The following is a 23,040-nucleotide window of genomic DNA, read 5'->3' as shown; positions in this document are numbered from 1 at the left end:
AAACTAGTATCTTTGTACCCTCTAATTTTTTATAAAAATGAAAATGCAAACCGTTGCTGAATTATTAAAAAAAGGAAACACCCTTCAAGAAGTTACTATTAAAGGATGGGTAAGAAGTTTCCGATCCAAACGATTTATAGCCTTAAATGATGGCTCCACCTTACATAATATCCAATGTGTTGTTAATTTTGAAGAAACAGAAGAAACGCTATTAAAGCGTATTACAACAGGTGCTGCTGTTTCCATTACCGGTGAATTAACGGAAAGTCAAGGGCAAGGTCAAAGTTTAGAAATTCAAGTGAAAAAAATTGAAATTTTAGGCGATTCGGATCCGGAAAGTTACCCAATTCAACCTAAAAAACACTCCTTCGAGTTTTTAAGAGAAAATGCCCATTTACGCACCCGTACAAACACTTTTGGGGCCGTTATGCGTTTGCGTTCATCCTTATCATTTGCCATTCATAAGTATTTTAATGAAAATGGCTTTTACTATATGCACACACCAATTATTACAGGGAGTGATGCCGAAGGTGCTGGCGAAATGTTTCGAGTAACCGGTTTAGATCCTAAAAATCCACCATTAACAGACGATGGTAAAGTGGATTACTCCAAAGATTTCTTTGGAAAAGAAACTAACTTAACGGTTTCTGGTCAGTTAGAAGCTGAAACCTACGCCATGTCTCTAGGTAAAGTGTATACATTTGGTCCTACCTTTAGAGCTGAAAATTCCAACACGTCACGCCATTTGGCCGAATTCTGGATGATTGAACCAGAAGTCGCTTTTATGGATTTAGATGGCAATATGGATTTAGCTGAAGATTTTATGAAATCCGTTTTAAGCTACATTTTAGAGCATAATAAAGAAGATTTAGAGTTTTTGGACCAACGTCTTTTAGACGAAGAAAAAACAAAACCACAAGCAGAGCGCTCCGAAATGTCGCTTATTGAGAAAATTAAATTTGTGGTTGATAATAATTTTAAACGTGTAAGTTATACGGAAGCTATTGATATTTTAAGAAATAGCAAGCCTAACAAGAAAAAGAAATTCAACTATATTATTGAAGAATGGGGTGCTGATTTACAAAGTGAGCACGAACGCTTTTTAGTTGAGAAACACTTTAAATGTCCTGTTATCTTATTTGATTATCCGGCAAACATTAAAGCATTCTATATGCGTTTAAATGAAGATGGAAAAACGGTTCGTGCCATGGACATCTTATTTCCTGGTATTGGAGAAATGGTTGGTGGCTCGCAACGTGAGGAACGTTTGGACGTTTTAAAAGAAAAAATGAAAGCCCTAGATATTGACGAAGAGGAATTATGGTGGTATTTAGATTTGCGTAAATACGGAACTGCCGTACATTCCGGTTTTGGTTTAGGCTTTGAGCGTTTGGTCATGTTTGCAACAGGAATGGGTAACATTCGCGACGTGATTCCATTTCCAAGAACACCTCAAAATGCGGAGTTTTAAATTTAGGTATGTCATTCAGAACAAAGCGAAGAAATCTTCAGATTCAGCGTAGCTAATCTTATTTTTAAAGACTTCGTTATAAAATTGAACTCAAAATAATTTTATAAAACAATCTGCGTTAATCCATAAATGTAGATTGTTTTTTTTATTTTTATAGAAACCCAAAACACACGCATGCTCAAGCAATTTTTACAATTTAAATTATCACAGAAGCTTTCGCCGCAGCAGATTCAATTAATGAAATTGATTCAGTTACCTACGCAGGCATTTGAGCAACGCTTAAAACAAGAGTTAGAAGAAAACCCAGCACTTGAAAGTGGTAAAGAGTCTTTAGAAAATGAGTACGATGATGATTTTGACAACAGTCAAGACGATTATGATGATACTGAAACCATCAACACCGAAGACATTAATGTTGATGAGTACTTAAGTGATGACGAAGTTCCCGATTACCGTACCCAAGCTAATAATTACAGTGCTGATGATGAGGAAAAGACCATGCCGTATGCCGCAGGAACCTCCTTTACGCAACATTTAAAAAACCAGTTAAACACGTTTCGTTTAAATGACGAAGAGCGTGAAATAGCGGAGTTTTTAGTAGGAAGTGTTGATGAAAGTGGTTATATCCGACGGGAATTAATAGATATTACAGACGATTTAGCCTTTACACAAAATGTGTACACCACAGAAGATAAAATTGAAGCCGTATTAAAAGTGGTCCATCAATTGGATCCTGCAGGTGTTGGTGCGCGTAATTTGCAAGAATGTTTAAGCATTCAATTGCATAGAAAACAAAAAAATCCAGATGTAGAATTGGCCATTGAAATTATTGACACTGCCTTTGAACAATTCACCAAGAAACACTACAAAAAACTAATTCAAAAGTTTGATATTACAGAGATACAACTAAAGGATGCCATTCATGTGATTGAGCATTTAAACCCAAAACCTGGTGGATCTTATGCAGGAAATAACCGCATAGTGGAACATGTGGTACCCGATTTTGCGATTCGTATTGTGGACGGCGAACTCGAGTTAACACTTAATGGCCGAAATGCGCCTGAATTACACGTTTCGCGCGAGTATAGCAACATGATGAAAGGCTATAAGGAAAGTAAGGAGAAATCTAAATCACAAAAAGATGCCGTTCAGTTTATCAAACAAAAATTGGATGCAGCCAAATGGTTTATAGAAGCTATTAGGCAACGTCAACAAACGTTATTTGTTACCATGAGTTCTATTATGCATTACCAAAAAGAGTACTTCTTAACAGGTGATGAGCGCAAATTACGCCCAATGATCTTAAAAGATATAGCTGACGAAATTGAAATGGATGTATCAACCGTTTCGCGTGTAGCAAACAGTAAATATGTGGATACACCGTATGGAACAAAATTGATTAAGGAATTCTTTTCGGAGTCCATGACCAACGATCAAGGTGAAGAGGTTTCAACCCGTGAAATTAAAAAAATATTGGAAACGGTTATTGAGGAAGAAAACAAACGCAAACCGATGACGGATGATGCGTTAGCCAAAATTCTCAAAGAAAAAGGCTATCCTATTGCCAGACGAACCGTTGCTAAATACCGTGAACAATTAGACATTCCTGTGGCTAGGTTACGAAAGAAAATCTAATGAACTTTATATTAAGAAGTGTTTCGTTTATTTTCCACCCTATAGTGATGCCATTGCTTGGTGTAATTTTCTATTTTTCAAAATCACCAAGGTATTTACCTATGGAAATCATTCAAGCAAAAGTGGTTTCCTTATTTATACTTACCATCTTACTGCCTATTTTGTTATATTTCTTATTAAAGTCTTTAGGTAAAACGGATTCTATTTATTTACAATCTACAAAAGAGCGCATTTTGCCGCTTATTTTAAACGCTATCATAACACTCTTAATTGTTATTCGCGTTTTACCGAGTCATGAAATAATAGAATTGTACTACTTTTTTGTAGGTATATTACTTTCCACTTTAAGTTGCCTCATTTTAGCTGTCCTAAAATTTAAAGCTAGTATTCATATGATGGCTGTATCTGGGGTGTTTATGTTTTACTTGGCCTTAAGTATTCATTTCAGTATAAATATTAATGGCACGTTGGCATTAATGGCCATCCTCATGGGCGCTATAGCCACTTCTAGATTACATGTAAAGGCACATACCTATCCTGAATTAATTACAGGCATATTCATTGGCCTTGTTCCTCAAATAATACTAGTGAATTATTGGTTATAGAATATAAAATATGAGTCCCACTTTAACGGCGTTCATATCAACCGACTCATTATTTACTCGTGCATTATTGAAAATAGGGTTCAAACCATAATACACAAATATATTCCAGGTATTATATCCTGCACTCATAGTAAGACCGTATTGAAAATCGTTAAAGGAATCAATTTTACTATTTTTAATAGTTCCCAAATCACCACGAAATTTAGAGGAATTGTATAATACATAACCTACATTAATACCTGTGTATATGCGCCAAAATTTATATTCTTCAGCTGTAGAGGTTCGCCAACGCAGTTGTAATGGCATTTCTACCATATACGTAGTGAACTTATTTTTACTATAATTAATATCACTTTTATCCAACACCAGATAATCCAAATTACCAGAAGCATCTTTGGTAATTAAAAAATTATGATTAAAGGAGTTAGAAGACAACCCTAAACCTACTCCAAATGCCACATTACGACGTTTGTTAATAGGTATATCCCGAATAAACCCCAAATGAAAACCACTTGAAAAACCACTTTGAGATACACCTTCTGGCCTATTGCCTACCAGGTTATAGGTAATACCTAAATAGAACTGATCTTCCCGATATTTGCAATCTACTTCTTGAACTAAAGAGTCCTGTACTTGTTCTTCCACCTGCGAAAACATCATGTGCAGTGACGTAAAAAGAATTAAAAAAAAAAGGCGGTTTTTCATGAATGCATTAAAAAAAGTGTCGGGTATAATTTACAAAAAAAGGCGTTTAGATTTCTCAAAACGCCTTTATTTATAAAATTAAGAGTACTTTATTGATTTAGACTTTGTAGGGCATCGCCTTTTCTAGTCTTATAATTTATTTTAAGAGCGTTTACTTCACGCAATTTTTGTTTTACATCAGATACAAGACCCATGTTGGTTTCCTTATCTACGCTTAAAACAGTTGTTAAGAAAGGAATTTCTTCCTCACGTTTACTGTCACGTTCGGCTGCTATAAACGCTGGAATCTCTGAAACATCAGCAAACTTATCATTTAACTGAATACGTGCTTCTGATCCAAACTGCTTATAGGCACTACTTGGTTTTCCTGCATAGATATACATTAATAAGTTTCGTTTCGCTAACTTTTCAACTTGATCGGCTGCGGGTAACGTATTTTGAATTTTTAATGTATTCTGACGCATAACCGTAGCAACCATAAAGAAGAATAACAACATAAATACAATATCAGGTAATGATGCTGTAGATATAGCTGGTACGCCACCATCTTTTTTCTTTTTAAATTTAGACATAAATAATATGGTTTATCTAATTAGATTTTTTAGGTTCTGCTTCTGAAAATTTCTGCGGTATTAAAAGTTTAATTTCTTCAATTTTATCTTTTAATTGTGCTTTTCTTTCAGACGATGTTCTAGCATCGTTAAATTCAATATCGGCTTCTACAAAGTTAATACCTAAATTACCATAACGTTGTTCAAACTCACGATTACGCAACACATTATAGGCTGCTATAATCTCGTTTTGAACCGCTATATAGGTTTCGTAACTTGTACTTCTATCATTTTGTAAAGAAATAATTGCTTTCTGGAAATTATCTGAAGATTGCGGATTACGCTTTCCTTTACAAGCTTTACAAGCATCTTCTCCTGTTCCACCACCATTGTCTAAAAAGGCAACAGCAGCTTTTCGTAAATCTTTAAGCTTGATTAAATCTCCTTCACTTCCCGCTGCTTTCAAAAACAATTCATTGTTTCCATTCACGGTTAATTGAAAAATATTTCTTTCTTTAATAATAGGTGGTTCCGTTTCTTCAATTGGCGGCAACTTTCGGTTAAGACCAGAGTCTATCTCGATGGTTGTTGTTACCAAGAAGAAAATTAATAGTAAGAAAGCAATGTCGGCCATGGAGCCTGCATTAACTTCCGGTGCTGCTCTTTTTGCCATAATTATTTATTCGTTAGTTTTTTAACGCCCGATAATAACATAATTACCGCAGCTGAAGCTATTAGTATATAAAACGCTATTAATCCAGCGCCTACCAATTGCGATTCTCCCGAAGTTGCTTCTACGCCATTATAAAAATAAGGCGTTGTATCACCACCTGAAACCACATAAGCCACTATTAAAACAGCTGCAAAAATACCCACACTAATTAGGGTGTTTTTAAGCGTAGCTGTATTTGTAAATAGGTTCTTTAAAACGAAAACTACTACAAGCAGAACGGTTATAAACATAATAACATATGCTATATATGCCAGAGGATCTACAATACCAGTGTCGCCACTTAATGCGCCAGCTTTTATCGCTTCATCACCTTCAGATATTATTCTTACCAAGAACACCACACCTAAAAGGCCAAGGATTCCTGCTAAGATTTTTAAAATTTTGTGTAAATTCATAATTTAAAAAATTATTGCTGTTAATTATTACTTCTTGTGTCTAATCAATAAATCCATTAAAGTAATGGATGCATCTTCCATATCATTAACAATACTGTCAATTTTGGCAATGATGTAATTGTAGAAAACTTGAAGAATAATAGCAACAATTAAACCGAATACGGTTGTTAAAAGTGCTACTTTAATACCACCAGCAACTAAAGATGGTTGCATATCACCAGCAGCTTGAATTTTATCAAATGCTTGAATCATACCAATTACCGTACCCATGAATCCTAACATAGGAGCCAATGCGATAAATAATGAAATCCAAGATACATTTTTCTCTAACTGTCCCATTTGAACACCACCATAAGCAATAACCGCTTTTTCGGCAGCTTCTAAACCTTCGTCTGTTCTATCTAAACCTTGATAGAAAATAGAGGCAACAGGTCCTTTTGTATTTCTACAAACTTCTTTTGCTGCTTCAACACCACCTGATTGTAATGCATCTTCTACGTCTTGAGTTAATTTTTTTGTATTTGTTGAAGAAAGGTTTAAAAAGATAATTCTCTCAATAGCTATTGCTAAACCTAGAATTAAACATAATAATACAATTCCCATAAATCCTGGACCACCTTCTATGAAACGTTTTTTTAGTTCCTGATGAAATCCTAATGACTCTTCTGCTGCAACATCTTCTGTTGCATCGTCTTGAATTGAAGTAACAACTGTGTTTGCACTTGAAATTGCATTTGTAGTTGCGTTAGCTGTTCCGAATGCCACAAAACACATGATGGCGAGGATAGAAAATAATCTTTTCATTTGTTCTTGTTCTTAATTTTATTAGTTAAAGTGTTAAAGATATAAAAAAATTGTAATTAAAAAATTAAAATTAGAGCAGAGTTATTCGAGCTATTTTGTTCTAGCCCATTAAAAACACTACAAAAACCAAAGTAATTTATGATTTTTACCTGACAATTCACAACATTATTGTTTGTAATTTTTCAATAATTATATGCATTTCAAATTGTTACCAAAAATACTTTTGCAGAGAGGAAGGGATTCGAACCCTCGATACCCTTTTGAGGTATACACGCTTTCCAGGCGTGCGCCTTCGACCGCTCGGCCACCTCTCTGTTTTAAGTTTTCTTTTACAGGCAGCCAAATAACGAAAAATCTTTAAAAGGCGAAAATTTTGTAAGTTAATTTTATGCCATTTCTCCTCTTAATGCCGTTTCGAAAACCGTTTTAAAGGTTTTATTGGATATTTTCTCACCTAAAAGATACATTAACTTGGTAATTGCCGCTTCGGTTGTGATATCTTTTCCCGAAATAACACCAATTGTTTTTAACTGTGAACTGGTTTCATATTGACCCATATTAACACTCCCTCCTGAGCATTGGGTAACATTAATAACTTGAACACCTTTTTTAATGGTATCTTTTATCAATTGTACAAACCAATCTTCTGTAGACGCATTTCCTGCGCCATAGGTTTCTAAAACAACACCTTTAATATGAGGATTGTTCAAAATACCTTCTAAAATGGCATTAGAAATACCGGGAAATAGTTTAATAAGTGCAATATTGGTATTAAAATTTTTATGTACCAGCAGTTTTTTTCTAGCATTCGGCACAAAAAGCGCATCGTGGTTAATAGTAATATGCACACCAGATTCTGCTAAATGCGGATAGTTTAAACTTTCAAACGCTTCAAAATGCTCGGCATTAATTTTTGTTGTTCTATTTCCTCTATAAAGTTTGTATTCAAAATATAAACCAACTTCTCGTATAACTGGACGGTTTCTTACTTGTAAGGACGCCATTTGTATAGATGTAATTAAATTCTCTTTAGCATCTGTCCGTAAATCGCCAATAGGCAATTGCGATCCGGTTAAAATTACAGGTTTTGCTAAATTCTCCAACATGAAACTTAAAGCTGAAGCCGTGTAACTCATAGTATCACTACCATGAAGTAATACAAATCCATCAAAAGCCTCATAATTGGTTTCAATAATTTCTGCCATTTGCACCCAGTATTCTGGACTCATATTAGATGAATCTATAGGGTCATCAAAGGATATGGTTTCAATATCGCAAGTAAGTAGCTTTAATTCGGGAATCCGTTTAAGGAGATTATTAAAATCGAACGTTTTTAAAGCGCCCGTATTGGGGTTTTTAATCATCCCAATGGTACCTCCTGTATATATTAAAAGAATTTTTGGACTCGTGTTTTCCATAATTATATATTAAAAATGGCTTTTGAATTTTGGGTTGTTATCTCAGCAATTTCCGCTTTTGGCACATTATACAATTCCGACAGTTTTTCTAATACCTTTATAATGTATCCACTTTCATTGCGTTTCCCACGGAAAGGTTTTGGAGCAAGATAAGGCGAATCTGTTTCCAAAACAATGTGTTTTAATGGGATTTGATTCAGGAATTGATCTATTTTTCCATTTTTAAACGTTACTACACCACCTATTCCCAACTTCATATTATAAGAAATGGCTTGTTTAGCTTGGTCTAACGTTCCGGTAAAACAATGAAAAATCCCAAATAAATCATCCGATTTTTCGGCTTCAAGAACTTCAAAAATTTCATCAAATGCATCACGACAATGAATAACGATTGGTAATTTATATTTTTTGGCTAGTTGAATTTGATGTTTAAAAGCTATCTTCTGGATGTCTAACGTAGACGCATCCCAATACAAGTCAATGCCAATTTCGCCAATAGCAAAAAAAGAGCGCTTGGACAATAAATCTTCAATATGAGCTAATTCGTCCTGATAGTTTTCTTTAACAGATGTTGGGTGCAAGCCTGTCATTAAATACACGTAATCTGGATAATCCGTTTCCAATTGTAACATGGCTTTGGTATAAGACGAATCTATTGCAGGAATAAAAAATCGTGAAACGCCAGAATCTAGAGCGCGTTGTATCATTTGGTTTCTATCGTCATCAAAAGCATCACTATATAAATGCGTATGTGTATCGGTAACTATCATGTTGCAAAAGTAAAAAAGTAACCACCAATGTGATTACTTTCTACTTTATAATTTTAATTTCTTCTGAAACGCGTCGGAAAGCATCTACTACTAATCTAATTTATGTAATAACTTTTGTGCTTGCTCATAATCTTCAGCATCTTCAGGAATTGATTTTAATATCTGGATACAGGATTCTTCATCCTTTTGTTTCAGTTTACTTAAAGCCAAATACCATGTTGCTTTGTGCTTATAAACGGAAGGTGTTTTCATAATTCCGTTGAAAAGGGCATCTGCTTGCTTATATTGATTCAACTCTACCAATGAAACAGCTTTATACAGTTGGTATTCTATATTATCAGGATCTGATTGTAATAGTTCTGAAAAATAGGTTTCAGCATCTTTATAATTATGATTATTAAAAGAGGACTCTGCCTTGGTTAACACCTCATCTTGATTGCCTCTAACGGTTAAGCTAATTGTGCCATAGTTGGCGAAATCATCATAAATAGGACTTGAAAATTGCTGACCAATAAAAAACCCGATAATTAAAATAGCTGCAGCCGATACCGAATAAAACCATGGGTTTATACGTCTTACTTTAGACTTTGAACTTGGCTTATCTTTAAAATAATTATTTGAAACGGTTTCTAACGTCTTCTTAAAGGCATCCGTTTGTTCGGCATTTTTATAATGATTTTCTACAAATTGGGATGTTTTTTTATAGATTTCAAAGGCGTCATTATAAATAGGGTCTGTTTCTAATTGCTGTTCAAAAGCTTGTTTGCTTTCGTCATCCAGGTTTCCAGAGAGATAGTCTTCAAATAAAATATAATCTTGGTCTTTCATGGTTACGATTTTAGGTTGTTAAAACGAGGCGCTTCTTGAACCATTTTGCTAAGCTTACCAACACATAAAGATTTCTTTTTTCTGGCATAAGCGTAGCTTACACCTAAACTTTCCGCTACTTCCTCCATGGATTTAATTTTAAAGGTAGCTTTTAATAAATCTTTACAGGCTTTTCCTAATTTTTGAAACATTTCAGTAAATAATTCATGTTGTTGTTCAAATAATGTCGTTTCAAAAGCCAGTTCTTGTGCATCATCATCTTTAGATAACACCTCTTCATTAATTGTTACCTCTTTATTGCCAATTTTTTTTAATTGATTGAGCCATTTGCGTTTACAAAGCAGAAAAAAATAGGCATCAAATGGACAGGTTAGTTTTAAATCCTTTTCAATAGCTTGATTATAGATAGTAATTATGGTTTCTTGAATAACATCTTGTGCATGCGACTCATTACCACTATTCATTTTAATATAGTTTATCACTTTAGGCGCAAACGTATCATATATAGATTGAATAATGAATGGATTGTTTTGTACCAAACCATCAATATATTTTTGATCTTCATGAATTATTTTTTGGCTCATAAACCCTTGTATTTTCTACTAAAGTAAAAAAACTTTCAAATGTACGGGTAACAAAATGAAAATGATTTTGATATAAGGTTGTAAGCGTTAAAAAGCTTGCAAGCAGAAATTAAAAAATTTATTAATCCATTAAAACTATAGGTCATGAAAAATTCAATTTTAATTATCGCACTGGTGGCTTTTTCCATATTGCAAGTGAATGCCACTGACAAAAAACCCTTACTAAATTTAGAAACTGCCATTGCTACGGCAACATTAAAAAAAATAGTTCAAGTTTACGATTGGAGTGTTACAACTACTAAAAATAGCTATTCAGGAACATCGCCAAATTTAGAACACGCCAACAAAATGATTGGTTTAGTAAGTTCTGGGGAAGTTGTTTTAAACAAAAAAATAGAAAGCTATTACATGTTTCAAAACCAAGCTAACAACAACAATAACCGCCTTTATTTCTGGGAAGTTACCAGTAGTAAAGGATACGCTCGAGGCTTCTCCTCTACAGAAGCAGATGCATACAACATGATAAAGCTTGTGGCTTCGGGTGACATTATTACGTCAAAAGTTATAATAAGTGGTGTTATAGAGTAAAACCAAAAACATATAAAGATGCTATTAATTGAGGGAGCTGAGAACTTCAACTCAGCTAAAAAAGAGCCTTTCATTCATTTGAAAGGCTCTTTTAATTGACGGCTCATTTCCACAAAAATATTAACGATAAGCAGTTTTTAAGGTTTTTAAGGTAGCATTAAAAAAAATTATAATTAAAGTTTCAACTGAAAACCACTGTAAAACATACACTTTTAAAAATAATTTTAAAAATAGGGTAACAAATAACAGACACTGTTTATATAAGTATGAATAACAATTTTAAAACTCAATGTATTATGAAAACAACAAATCAAAATCACGAATATTTATACACTTTAAATAACGTGAGCAAACAAGTAAAAACATTTTTTGGCATTGCAGCCATTGCATTATTAACCTTATCAAGCTGTACATCTAATGATGATAGCGAAATAACACCAAGTTCTGTTTTAGAAATTCCATCAGGACAAGATTTTGCAAATATTAGAAGTGAAGCTTTGAGCAACATAACCCAAAACTTCCAATTTAATTCAGATGATGGTCTAATTTCTTTAACATCAGAAAATGGTGTAGCCATTTCAATCAATGCAGGATGTTTAACTAAAAATGGCAATCCTGTTACCGGAATGGTAGATTTAGAATATGTTGAAATATTTGAAAAAGGTAATATGTTAACAACCAACAAACCAACTATGGGATTGCGGGATAATGGTAACAAAGCCCTATTAATTACAGGTGGCGAATTTTTCTTTGAAGCAACACAAAATGGTGTGGCTTTAGAAACAACTTGTGCCATGCAATTACAAGTTCCAACTAGTTTGACAGGATCTGACGACCCAGACATGATTTTATGGAATGGTGTTATTGATGAAAACGGGGACCTTACTTGGGAAGAGGAAGCATTGGACGGTCAGCAAGGTGTTTTTGCCGAAGGTGGTTTATACTATGCTTTTTTAAACAATTTTGGCTGGACAAATATTGATCGTTTTTATAGCGACCCTAGACCAAAAACAACTATTTATGCGCAAGCACCTATAGGTTATAACTTTTCAAATAGCGCCATTTATTTATCTTATGATGGTGAAGGGCCAGGACTAGCAGCTTTAGATACCTACGCAAACGGATTGTTTAGTGAACATTACGGTGAAATTCCAATTGGATTAGAGTGTCACGTTATATTTGTAACAGAAGTCGAAGGCGCTTGGAGATATGCCATAAAACCATATACTATTGAAGCCAATCAAGTTATTACGTTTTCTATGATGGAAACTGCCATAGCTAGTGAAGCCGATTTGATATCTATGATTAATGATTTGCCTTAATTTAACCTAGAGAAAGGCGATGGTTGTAATGACCATCGCTTTTTGTATTTTAGCAAGTACCTAACCCATTTTACTATGAGAACCTGTTTAACACTTTTCGTTTTTAGCTGTTGTTTTCATTGGCTTTCTGCACAAGAGATCCAAGCTCCAGATAGTATTCTGCGTGTAGCAACTATTAAGCATCGTGTAGAGAATAACGCCGTACAATTTACACCAGAAACACCAATTTTAGAACAAATTGCAGGAGCTCCAAAAGCGTTCTATTCTTATTATTGGGAGTTTGATGATGGGACTTACAGCAAAGAAGAAAACCCAAAACACAACTTTAAAAAACCTGGCGATTATGAGGTAAAACTTTGGGCAACCAATCATTATGACACCGGAAAACCACCAAGCACACGACCTAAAAAAATAACAGTTTCCCAAACCAATAACGATTTTCAAGATGAAGCCTCCATGAGTGAGGATTTACTTTTAGAGCGCAATAGAGAACCTATGCCAAATGAAAATATGGTGGTAATTATGCGTTATAAAAACTACCTAAATTATAAGACTAATGGGAAACTCTATTTATTTTATAATGAAAAAGCGTATAAAACCGATAATTTTGAATTATTAGAAACCCGAACCTATCATAATGAAAAGCAACTCATTACTCCTGAATTTGCTTTTACAAATACAGTGGATGATGCCGATCAAACCTTAATGGCTTCAGCAGAAAATGGATTGTTTCACCTCAAAGCCAAACCACAAGATTCTACTATTAAAACCAACTTACCTCTAACGTTGGAAGAAAGCAAATCTTATTATAGAAATTCACAGCAATTGGCGTTTAATGATATGGAACCTAATGAGGAACGCAATGTTTTTTTCACCTTAAGAACACCGCCTGAAATGTTGAAGGATACGAGCGCCATAATTTCTATTCGCGGTGTGTATGTCCCAGACTCTAATTATGACAATCATAAAGTGAAAGACATGGAAATGGAAATTGTAACATCTCATGACCCTAACAAAATGGCGAGTAATGGCACCTTTATGAATTACCGTTTAGTCCGTTTTAAAACCTTAAAGTATAAAATAAAATTTCAGAATAATGGCGAAGGTCCAGCCAGAACCATCCGCTTGGAAACAGATATTCCAGATATGTTAGATAAATCTACCATTGAAGTTACCGATATGTATCCAAAATGTAAAATTTGCCCTAAAAACATAGAAGTACGCTACAGTTGTTTAGATACAACGTTTACAGATACGCAAGCAATCTTTACTTTTAAGAATATATATCTACCAGGAAGTGAACAAAAAAACGTGAAGGAATATGATTCTACCAAAGGATTTGTAAAATACAATATCAAGTTTGCTAAAGATTTTCACAAACAAAAAACCAAGAGTAAAACAGCTATTATCTTTGATAAAAACGATCCGATTATAACTAATTATTCTACCACCAGATTTGTTCCTGGCATTTCCATTGGCGCCAAAGCTGGATATAATTCGTTTTCTGATTTAAAAAACTCTGAAAGTTATTTTGTGGGTGCTACCATTTCACCATATAAATCGTATCGCTGGTATTGGCAAGTGGAGTTATTAAACAGTTTTCATAGCTACGATGCCGAAACCCATATTTCCGAACAATTTGTTAGAGAGGCTCAAGGATTTGAGTTTTTAGAACGTACTACTACCAACGCAAGTTATCAAAACATAGACTGGGAGATCCCTGTATTAATGCGTTACAACATTAATAATTATATTGGAATTGGTGCTGGTTTACAGGGAATGTTATCTATCAGCGAAAAAGAAACTGAAGCCATTTTAGTAGAACAATTTGAAGGTAGAACAGATGATTTTGTTATTAATAGTTTCTCAACTTCCAACAAGGAATCCAATTCCTTTACCAATTTTAAAGCAGGCTTGTTGTTAGATGTTACTGCGGGATTTGCCCGAATTGGCCCTAGTATTGGCGCACGATATGTTATTAATTTCAAAGACGATTTCAACTATTTACAATTATACGCCATCTGGAAGTTTTAAAAATCATTCAAGAATCTATTAGAATTAATGTTTCAGTATTTGCAAAATTTCAAAAACAAGCAGCCGTTTGCAATTCCAAAATTTTGGATTTTTGCTGTGTTTTTATGGTTTCAAGTTCAGGTACAAGCCCAAAGTTTAGAGGATGCCATTTATTCGGCAACTGAAACATTTATTGCTAATAAAAACGAACAAACTTTTCAAGTTTTAAGTACGAAAGAAACCACTTTCAAAAATCAGATATCTTCAAAAAATGAGGAATTGGCCTATGTATTTCTACTTTGCAATAAAGCCTATTATTTAAACGAAAACAACCAACTACCAGATGCTATATTAAATTACGAAGCAGCAAGAACACGCTATAATAAAAATCAACTTTACACCATTTCTGATTATGATATTACAGAGTACTGCTTAAAACCATTGGGTAATTTATATACCAAAACAAACAATTACACCAATGCAGAAAATACCATTAAGCAATATGTTGCTTTGGCAGAAAAAAGCAAAAATAACACACATTATATTTCGGGCATTATTAATCTTTCGGTGTTATACCAAACGCGAGGCATGCATGAATCCGTTTTAAATTTGATTAAAAAAACAGCTAGTATTCCTAACATATCAGAAACGCAAAAAAATAAACTGAATACTTTAAAAGCTTCCAGTTCCATAGCTATAACTGGCACTTCCAATTATAATTTGGATAATGATGTGATATTTTCAAAGCACGATGGGCTGTACAATACCAATCGTTTGGCCTATGAATTAGCTTTAAAAAAAGGTGATTATGAGTCGGCTTTAAAACATTTAAATCTTTCCACAATATATCAAAAACGGGATTCGCTTACTTTGAGGGAAATAGCTAAAAACCGTTTAGAAAAAGGGCAATTACACTATTTATTAAGCGATTTTGAACAAGCAAATCAACAATTACAAGTAGCCTTACATACCTTACTCCCAAATTTGGAACGTAAGGCTATTCCTGCCAAAACAACTTTATACCCAGAAAACACCTTTATAGATATTTTCGATTTGTTAGCTAGACTTCAATCGGATTCAAAAAAAGCGCTTCAGTATTATGATTTAAGTTTTTACGTTTCGCGTTTACTTACTTCAAATGTAACATCTCAAGAATCTAAAATTGCGAATCAATCTGCCAACCGCAAACGCAGTGAGAATTGTTTGGAGTTACTTTATAAAATTTATCAAAAATCATCTGATCCAACCGTTTTTGAGCGCGCCTTGCAATATTCAGAAATGCAAAAAGCTTCGGTTTTAAAAGATATGTTTCAGAAGAAAACACTTTTAGAAGAACATCCAACCGATTCATTACTTCTTAAAGAACAAGCTCTTTTACGGGAACAAGAAGAATTAACTACTATCATGATTAAAAAACAATTGGGTTACCAAGCTATTAAAAATGATAGCCTAAACACCCAGCTTTTAGATATTAGTGTCCAACTAAAAAGACTTCAAAAAACAATTGCAGATCGGTATCCACAAATTGAAAATCGGGTTTCCAGTTCGGAGATTCATAAACAATTACAACAGGATGATGCCAACCTTATCCTATATTTTTATGGCCAACGTGCGGTATATCACTTTATCTTTTCCGAAGAAAATACCGCTTTTATTAAAACGCCTATAACAGAAACCTATACGAGTAGCATAACAAGCTTTATTCATTTATTTGATGACCCTTCTTTTATTAACAATAATATTAAGGCATTTACCAACCAAGCACACACCTTATACAAGCAGCTTAATTTAAGTGAAATATCACCTTCTAAAAACCTCATCATTATTCCAGATGGCATCCTCAATTTTATCCCTTTTGAAGCTTTACTAACAGAGCAAATGGAAACGAATAGTTTTAAGGATATGCCATTTATTGTAACGCAACAAGCGGTTGTTTATAATTCTAGTTTGGCATTTTATCTACAACCAAAAAAAACTTCTAAAAACACGAGTTTACTGGGCATTTTTCCGGTTTTTGAAAACACAAATCAACCGCTCACGTATTCCATCCAGGAAGCGGAAGCCATAAAAAAGGAAACGCATGCTTCGCTTTATATGCATACACAAGCTACTAAACAGCGTTTTATGGATGATGCTTCAAAATATAGTATCTTACATTTATCGACACATGCTACTGGTGGCGATTTTAGCAATCCAGCAAGTTTAGCTTTTTCTGATGAGCCTATGCTACTAAATGAATTGTACAGTTTAAATATACGTCCAGATTTAGTGGTTTTAAGCGCTTGTGAAACAGGAATTGGCAAACTTCAAAAGGGTGAAGGCGCCATGAGTATTGCCAGAGGTTTTCAATATGCAGGAGCTAAAAATGTGTTGTATTCATTATGGCAAATTAACGATGCTTCCACAGCTACATTAATGTCATTTTTTTACAAATCACTTCAAGAAACAAACGCTGTCTTTACCGCTAATAGGCAATCCAAATTAATGTATTTACATGATGATTCAATTAGTAACATTAAAAAATCGCCTTATTATTGGAGTGCCTTTGTATATTACGGTAACGTTGTAGCACCAACAGCACAAGACCAAACAGTTTATTACATCCTTGGCATTTTAGCGTTTTTAATTATTGTATTTTTGGTAATCAGAAAAGGAAAAACGAATGAGCGAAAAACCAGAAACCAGTCTTAAAGACTTTCTTTTAGAAAAAGGCTACACCAAAATAAAATTAAAGTTAACCAAAACCAATCACTTTGAAATCAAATCGACTATCAACGGTATAAAAGGTAATTTTATATTAGATACTGGCGCTTCTAGTTCTTGTGTGGGTTTTGAAGCTATTGAAACCTTTAAGCTAAAGGTTATTGATTCTGAAGTCAAGGCTGCAGGAGCTGGTGCCATTGATATGTTGACGCAGATTTCGAAAAAAAATCAAATTAAAATTGGCCAATGGAAACAAGATAAGGTTCCGCTAATTTTGTTTAATCTAACCCATGTAAACACGGCATTAATCAATCATAATGCGCAACCAGTGGATGGTATTATAGGTGCTGATATTTTAAAGAAAGGAAAAGGCATAATTGATTATGAAAAGAAATATTTATATTTAAAACTGTAAGATAAAACTTCAACATCTTAAATTTACTTATCTTTATCCTAAAGACCTATTAACTAACCACCACATGCAATCTTCAATTATTATAGCGGACGATCACCCACTCATGTTACGTGGGCTTCATGATTTTTTGAAGTCCAAGGGTTATAATATTTTGGGTAGTGGGAAGGATGGTAAAGAAGCCTATAATTTAATTGTTAAACACAAACCAAACATTGCTATTCTAGATATCAGGATGCCTTTTTTAACGGGGCTGGAGGTAGCGGAAGAGTGTTTAAAAAATGGGATTAAGACTAAAATTATTTTAATAACCTTTGATAAAGGTGAAGAGTTGTATGATAAAGCTCAAGAATTAAACATTTTTGGATATATTTTAAAAGAATTTGCCATTGAAGAAATTGAGCTTTGTATTGAAAGCGTAACCAATAACAAACCCTATTTTAGTGCAGAAATTGCTCAATATTTGAATTCACAAACTAACACCCAACGACCGCATTCCTTAAGCGAATTAACAAAAACAGAGATTAAGGTGTTATCGTTAATAGCTCAAAACAAAACGGCTAATGAAATTGGCAATGCCCTATCTGTATCTGGTAGAACTATAGAAAAACACAAGAGTAATATTATTAAAAAACTAAACCTGGAATCCAAGCACAATAGTCTTTCTCTATTTGCTAAAGAAAACGAACAGTTTTTAGAGTCCTAATAAAAATACGTAGAACTACGTATTTCACAACACAGAAGGATGGCGTATATTTACAGTGCTATTAATCGGAGACCTTGTTTTACAGTAACAGGTTGAATATCAAAAGGCTTTAAAGGTTTTACCTTTAAGGTCTTTTTTTTGCGCTATAAATGAAAAGCAGCAAAAATACGTAGAACTACGTATTTTTTATATGGTTTATGTAACATACCTTTACCATGCTATTAGTTAGTTATTTGAGGGGATTTAATAGAGGGCTTTTAATCATCTGATTAAAAGCCCTTTTTTTTGGATTCTAATGTAAAAAATCAAAAAATACGTAGTTCTACGTATTTCTTAAATGATTCTTTAGTCTTACCTTTATCATGCTATTAATCAAAGATGTGGAGTTTTCTATTTTTAGATTATTTCTTCTTTAAAAACAAATAAAATGGAACATTCCAATCTACCAAACAACCTTGAAATCATGCAAAATTCAAACATGAGTAAATTTTTCATTTTCGGGATTATCGTCCTAGTCGTTATTGTTATATCGCTAAATATTCTTGTTTGCTTTTTTTAGTAAGTTAGTTATTATGTATTCAAGAAAAAAGCGCTACTTCTTTTAGAAGTAGCGCTTTCGTATTATATAGAATTGTATTTTATTAAAGCTCTAAAGCTTTCATAACATTATTATCCATTAATAATTCTGTTGGATTTTCTAATGCTTCTTTTACTGCTACTAGGAAGCCTACTGATTCCTTACCATCAATAATTCTATGATCGTAAGATAAGGCTACAAACATTATTGGACGTATTTCAACCTTACCAGCAATAGCTACAGGTCTTTCAACAATGTTGTGCATTCCTAAAATTCCACTTTGAGGTGGGTTGATAATTGGTGTTGAAAGCATACTTCCAAAAACACCACCATTAGAAATGGTAAACGTTCCACCTGTCATTTCATCTACCGTAATTTTCCCATCTCGTGCGCGAAGAGCCAAGCGTTTCACCTCATTTTCAACACCTCTAAAGGTTAAATTTTCAGTATTTCTAATTACAGGAACCATTAATCCTTTTGGACCAGAAACAGCTATTGAAATATCAACGAAATCATAAGTAATCATTTCGTTTCCATCGATCATAGAGTTTACATCTGGATACATTTTCAAAGCTCTAACAACAGCTAAAGTAAAGAAAGACATAAAGCCTAATCCTACACCATGCTTGTTTTTAAAAGCTTCTTTGTATTCATTTCGCAATGCAAAAATTGGCGACATATCTACCTCGTTAAACGTAGTAAGCATAGCCGTTGTATTTTTAGCTTCCACTAAACGTTCTGCTACTTTACGTCTTAACATAGACATTCTACTTCTAGTGCTTGATCGGTTTCCACCTGTTGGTGTTCCCATAGAAGGCACTGCTTTTACAGCATCATCTTTAGTAACGCGACCGTCTTTTCCAGTTCCTGAAATTTCTGAAGCATCCATATCTTTTTCAGCTAGAATCTTTTTAGCTGCAGGACTAGCAACACCAGATGCGTATGATTTATTAGCAGGATTTGATGCTTTATCATGATTAGATTTCTTCTTATCTGAATCCAAATCTTTAACTAATTCTTCGGTTTCTTTTTTTGTAGCGCCACCTTCATCGCCACCACCTTTATAGGATTCTGGCGCATCCTTTTCTGATCCGCCTCCTGGCTTTTCAGCTGACGTATCAATTAAACACACAACCGCTCCAACTTCTACAGCGTCACCTTCTTCTGCTTTAAGTGTTATGGTTCCACTAGCTTCGGCAGGCAATTCTAAAGTTGCTTTGTCACTATCTACTTCTGCAATAGCTTGGTCTTTTTCTACGTAATCACCATCCGCAACTAACCATGTTGCAATTTCTACTTCTGTAATAGATTCTCCTGGCGAAGGAACTTTCATTTCTAAAATCATCGTGATACTGTTTTAGTTTTTAATATTTTAATGTTGGTTGTTTTTCGTTTTGTCAAACACGAAGTCTATAACTTCTTTATGACGTTTTTTAGAACGTACAGAACTACCAGCTGCTGGTGCTCCATAAGGTCTACGCGATACCGCTCTAAATGTTTTGGCTTCGTCTAAATGCATTAACATGTGGCTATATGCGCCCATGTTTCTTGGTTCTTCTTGAGCCCAAACAATTTCTTCGGCATTTTTATATTTCTTCATTATCGCTCTAATAGCTTCTGTTGGCAACGGGAATAATTGTTCTATTCTTACCAAAGCTACATCTTTACGATTTAAGTTTTCGCGTTCCTCTTGTAAATCATAATAGAACTTACCAGTAACAAATACTAATGATTTTACATCAGTAGTTTTAATTTCCTGATCGTCTATTACTTCTTGGAAACTTCCATTTGCAAATTCGTCAACGGTTGAAACCACTTTAGGATTACGCAACAAACTTTTTGGTGTAAATATAATTAAAGGTTTACGGTATTCAGCTTTTACTTGTCTGCGCAATATATGAAACATATTGGCTGGCGTTGTACAGTCGGCCACAAACATATTATCCTTGGCACACAGTTGCAAATAACGCTCCATACGTCCGGAAGAGTGCTCTGCTCCTTGCCCTTCATAACCATGCGGTAAAAGCATAACTAATCCGTTTTGAAGTTTCCATTTATCTTCGGCTGCCGAGATGTATTGATCCAACATAATTTGTGCACCATTACTAAAATCGCCAAACTGGGCTTCCCAAATAGTTAAAGTTCTAGGGCTTGCCATGGCATAACCATAATCAAAGCCTACAACACCATATTCTGATAGCAATGAGTTATAAATATAGAATTTCCCTTGATCATCACTTAATTGATTGTGAAGGATAATTTCTTCCTCACTATCCTCTACTTTTACAACGGCATGTCTGTGAGAAAACGTTCCACGCTCCACATCTTGACCAGAAATTCTAACATCGTTACCATCTAATAATAAGGTTCCATAAGCTAAATGTTCTGCCATAGCCCAATCCAGTTTGTTTTCATCAAACATGGTTTGTCTAGACTGTATTAAGCGTTCAATTTTACGAATGAATTTTTTATCCTTTGGAAGATTTGAAATAACTTTCGTTACTTTTTCTAGATCGGCTTTGCTACAAGTTGTATCAACCGGTTCCATCATTTTATTTTCGTCCGCAGTTGTGTAATCTTCCCATTCGTTTTGCATGAATGGTGTGATTTCCGTTTTATCTTCTTTTCTAGAATCTTCTAAATTTTCTTCTAGTTTATTTTTATAGTCTTCTTCCAGTTTTTTAACATAATCCTCATCAATAATTCCTTCAGAAATAAGCTTTTCAGCATAAATATCTCTTGGGTTATGATGTTTTGCAATAGCTTTATACAATTTTGGTTGTGTAAAACGTGGCTCATCCCCTTCATTATGACCATATTTTCTATAGCCTAATAAATCGATAAATACATCGCGTTTAAATTTCATTCTGAAATGCAATGCGAATAACATGGCGTGAACAACAGCTTCCACATCGTCTGCATTAACATGTAATACAGGAGATAGTGTTACTTTGGCAATATCTGTACAATATGTACTAGATCGTGCATCCAAATAATTGGTAGTAAAACCGATCTGGTTATTAACAACTATGTGAATGGTTCCACTCGTTTTATAACCATCTAATTGCGACATTTGAACAATTTCGTACACCAAGCCTTGACCTGCAATAGCAGCATCACCATGAACAACTATTGGTAATACTTGCGATGGATTATCGGCATATTTATCATCTTGTTTAGCTCTAACTATACCTTCAACTACGGCGCCTACGGTTTCTAAATGCGACGGGTTTGGGGCAATATTTAAATTAATTTTATTGCCGTTATTGGTTTCTCTATCACTGGTCCAACCTAAATGATATTTCACATCACCATCAAAAACCTCCTGCTCATAATCTTTACCGTCAAATTCACTAAAGATATCTTTAGCCGATTTTCCGAAAATATTTGTCAATGTACTTAAACGGCCACGGTGTGCCATTCCCATTACAAATTCTTTCACATCATAATCCGAAGCACTTTCAATTAAGGCGTCTAATGCTGGGATTAAAGACTCACCTCCTTCTAAAGAGAATCGTTTTTGTCCTACATATTTGGTATGTAAAAAGGTTTCAAAGGAAACGGCTTCGTTTAATTTTTTAAGAATATGTTTCTTCTGATCTGCATCAAAATTTGGCAGATTGTCATTAATACTCAATTTTTCCTGAAACCATTTAATTTCTTCAGGTTTTCTGATATACATATATTCTACTCCTATTGAGTGACAATATATATTATCTAAATGCTTAATAATGGCGCGCAATGTTTTTACGCCAGAACCTATGGTGTCTCCCGCATTAAAGGTGGTATCCAAATCGGATTCTGATAGTCCGAAATTTTCAATAGCCAAAGTAGGCGAATACGTACGTCTGTCACGAACAGGGTTTGTTTTTGTAAACAAATGTCCACGATTACGATACCCATCAATTAATTGTAATACCTGAAATTCTTTGGTGACACTAATAGAAACATGTTCGCAGGAAACATCCGTTCCCATAACTTGCTCTGTTTCCACCTTGTCTGTTATGCCAAAGCTTTCACTACCAAAGTCGTAACCTTGAAAAAAGGCTCTCCAACTTGGCTCGACAGAATCTGGGTTTTGTAAATATTGGTCGTATAAATCAGCAAAGTATGCTGAATGTGCTGCGTTTAAAAAAGAATATTTATCCATAAATGAATTAAAACTGAATCGTTCAGACTAAATTTACACAAAAGTACAACTTTTAGTAAAAATAGATATG

20 protein-coding genes and 1 tRNA gene are annotated in these 23,040 nt (G+C 34.2%); 9 read left to right on the top strand and 12 right to left on the bottom strand.

The features are described 5' to 3' along the window. Positions 1-37: 37 nt before the first annotated feature. The 3 genes from asnS (at position 38) to ACFPH8_RS04290 (ending at position 3,711) form a co-directional block, all read left to right on the top strand. Positions 38-1,471 carry an asparagine--tRNA ligase gene (gene asnS / locus ACFPH8_RS04300; protein ID WP_376858748.1) on the top strand — a complete coding sequence of 478 codons (1,434 nt, stop codon included), beginning with the start codon at positions 38-40 and terminating at the stop codon, positions 1,469-1,471. A gap of 174 nt (positions 1,472-1,645) precedes the next feature. Further along, a complete protein-coding gene (rpoN, locus tag ACFPH8_RS04295) occupies positions 1,646-3,106 on the top strand; it encodes an RNA polymerase factor sigma-54 (protein WP_376858746.1) in 1,461 nt (486 codons plus the stop codon). Then, positions 3,106-3,711 (top strand): hypothetical protein, encoded by a 606-nt coding sequence (locus tag ACFPH8_RS04290; protein WP_376858744.1) that lies wholly within the window; start codon positions 3,106-3,108, stop codon positions 3,709-3,711. Before rpoN ends, ACFPH8_RS04290 begins: the two co-directional genes overlap by 1 nt. Here the strand turns inward: ACFPH8_RS04290 and ACFPH8_RS04285 are convergent. From ACFPH8_RS04285 to ACFPH8_RS04240, 10 genes are all read right to left on the bottom strand, one after another. Next, complete coding sequence (locus ACFPH8_RS04285; protein WP_376858742.1) at positions 3,706-4,416, bottom strand: porin family protein; 711 nt, start codon at positions 4,414-4,416, stop codon at positions 3,706-3,708. The genes ACFPH8_RS04290 and ACFPH8_RS04285 overlap by 6 nt on opposite strands. Before the next feature lie 89 nt (positions 4,417-4,505). Beyond that, complete coding sequence (locus tag ACFPH8_RS04280) at positions 4,506-4,988, bottom strand: ExbD/TolR family protein (RefSeq protein ID WP_376858740.1); 483 nt, start codon at positions 4,986-4,988, stop codon at positions 4,506-4,508. Positions 4,989-5,004: 16 nt separating this feature from the next. Further along, positions 5,005-5,640, bottom strand: a complete 636-nt coding sequence (locus ACFPH8_RS04275) for an ExbD/TolR family protein (protein WP_248397527.1) — start codon at positions 5,638-5,640, stop codon at positions 5,005-5,007. 2 nt (positions 5,641-5,642) lie between these two features. Next, a complete protein-coding gene (locus ACFPH8_RS04270) occupies positions 5,643-6,095 on the bottom strand; it encodes a hypothetical protein (protein ID WP_248397524.1) in 453 nt (150 codons plus the stop codon). Between the two features lie 27 nt (positions 6,096-6,122). Next, positions 6,123-6,899, bottom strand: a complete 777-nt coding sequence (locus ACFPH8_RS04265) for a MotA/TolQ/ExbB proton channel family protein (RefSeq protein WP_248397522.1) — start codon at positions 6,897-6,899, stop codon at positions 6,123-6,125. 226 nt (positions 6,900-7,125) lie between these two features. Then, positions 7,126-7,213: transfer RNA gene (locus tag ACFPH8_RS04260), tRNA-Ser, on the bottom strand. 72 nt (positions 7,214-7,285) lie between these two features. Further along, entirely contained in the window at positions 7,286-8,317 is a 1,032-nt protein-coding gene (locus ACFPH8_RS04255; RefSeq protein ID WP_376858737.1) for an asparaginase, read from the bottom strand. A 2-nt stretch (positions 8,318-8,319) separates the two neighbouring features. Beyond that, positions 8,320-9,087 carry a TatD family hydrolase gene (locus ACFPH8_RS04250; RefSeq protein ID WP_376858735.1) on the bottom strand — a complete coding sequence of 256 codons (768 nt, stop codon included), beginning with the start codon at positions 9,085-9,087 and terminating at the stop codon, positions 8,320-8,322. Positions 9,088-9,177: 90 nt separating this feature from the next. Continuing rightward, positions 9,178-9,915 (bottom strand): tetratricopeptide repeat protein, encoded by a 738-nt coding sequence (locus tag ACFPH8_RS04245; RefSeq protein ID WP_376858733.1) that lies wholly within the window; start codon positions 9,913-9,915, stop codon positions 9,178-9,180. Positions 9,916-9,917: 2 nt separating this feature from the next. Continuing rightward, a complete protein-coding gene (locus tag ACFPH8_RS04240; protein ID WP_376858731.1) occupies positions 9,918-10,499 on the bottom strand; it encodes an RNA polymerase sigma factor in 582 nt (193 codons plus the stop codon). A gap of 144 nt (positions 10,500-10,643) precedes the next feature. Here ACFPH8_RS04240 and ACFPH8_RS04235 point away from each other — a divergent pair, with 144 nt between their 5' ends. The 6 genes from ACFPH8_RS04235 (at position 10,644) to ACFPH8_RS04210 (ending at position 18,243) form a co-directional block, all read left to right on the top strand. Further along, positions 10,644-11,087: a hypothetical protein gene (locus tag ACFPH8_RS04235; protein ID WP_376858729.1), complete on the top strand. Its 444-nt coding sequence runs from the start codon at positions 10,644-10,646 to the stop codon at positions 11,085-11,087. A 296-nt stretch (positions 11,088-11,383) separates the two neighbouring features. Beyond that, on the top strand, positions 11,384-12,409 hold the full coding sequence (locus tag ACFPH8_RS04230) for a hypothetical protein (RefSeq protein ID WP_376858727.1): 1,026 nt from the start codon (positions 11,384-11,386) through the stop codon (positions 12,407-12,409). Positions 12,410-12,484: 75 nt separating this feature from the next. Beyond that, on the top strand, positions 12,485-14,443 hold the full coding sequence (locus tag ACFPH8_RS04225) for a PKD domain-containing protein (RefSeq protein ID WP_376858725.1): 1,959 nt from the start codon (positions 12,485-12,487) through the stop codon (positions 14,441-14,443). Between the two features lie 27 nt (positions 14,444-14,470). Continuing rightward, positions 14,471-17,113: a CHAT domain-containing protein gene (locus tag ACFPH8_RS04220; RefSeq protein WP_376858723.1), complete on the top strand. Its 2,643-nt coding sequence runs from the start codon at positions 14,471-14,473 to the stop codon at positions 17,111-17,113. After that, the gene (locus tag ACFPH8_RS04215) at positions 17,085-17,540 is read left to right on the top strand and encodes a retropepsin-like aspartic protease (RefSeq protein WP_248397504.1); all 456 of its coding nucleotides are present in this window, start codon (positions 17,085-17,087) and stop codon (positions 17,538-17,540) included. Before ACFPH8_RS04220 ends, ACFPH8_RS04215 begins: the two co-directional genes overlap by 29 nt. Before the next feature lie 64 nt (positions 17,541-17,604). Further along, positions 17,605-18,243 carry a response regulator gene (locus ACFPH8_RS04210; protein ID WP_376858721.1) on the top strand — a complete coding sequence of 213 codons (639 nt, stop codon included), beginning with the start codon at positions 17,605-17,607 and terminating at the stop codon, positions 18,241-18,243. A gap of 641 nt (positions 18,244-18,884) precedes the next feature. Here ACFPH8_RS04210 and odhB read toward each other — a convergent pair. Continuing rightward, the gene (odhB, locus tag ACFPH8_RS04205) at positions 18,885-20,165 is read right to left on the bottom strand and encodes a 2-oxoglutarate dehydrogenase complex dihydrolipoyllysine-residue succinyltransferase (protein WP_376858719.1); all 1,281 of its coding nucleotides are present in this window, start codon (positions 20,163-20,165) and stop codon (positions 18,885-18,887) included. Between the two features lie 27 nt (positions 20,166-20,192). Continuing rightward, positions 20,193-22,970, bottom strand: coding sequence for a 2-oxoglutarate dehydrogenase E1 component (locus ACFPH8_RS04200; protein ID WP_376858717.1), 2,778 nt, complete (start codon positions 22,968-22,970; stop codon positions 20,193-20,195). Positions 22,971-23,040: the final 70 nt, after the last annotated feature.

The organism is Bizionia hallyeonensis (genome assembly GCF_042657385.1).
In the GTDB taxonomy this organism is placed as follows: domain Bacteria; phylum Bacteroidota; class Bacteroidia; order Flavobacteriales; family Flavobacteriaceae; genus Algorimicrobium; species Algorimicrobium hallyeonense.
Note: the sequence above shows the minus strand (reverse complement) of the source record. Positions and strands in the feature narration are given on the sequence as shown.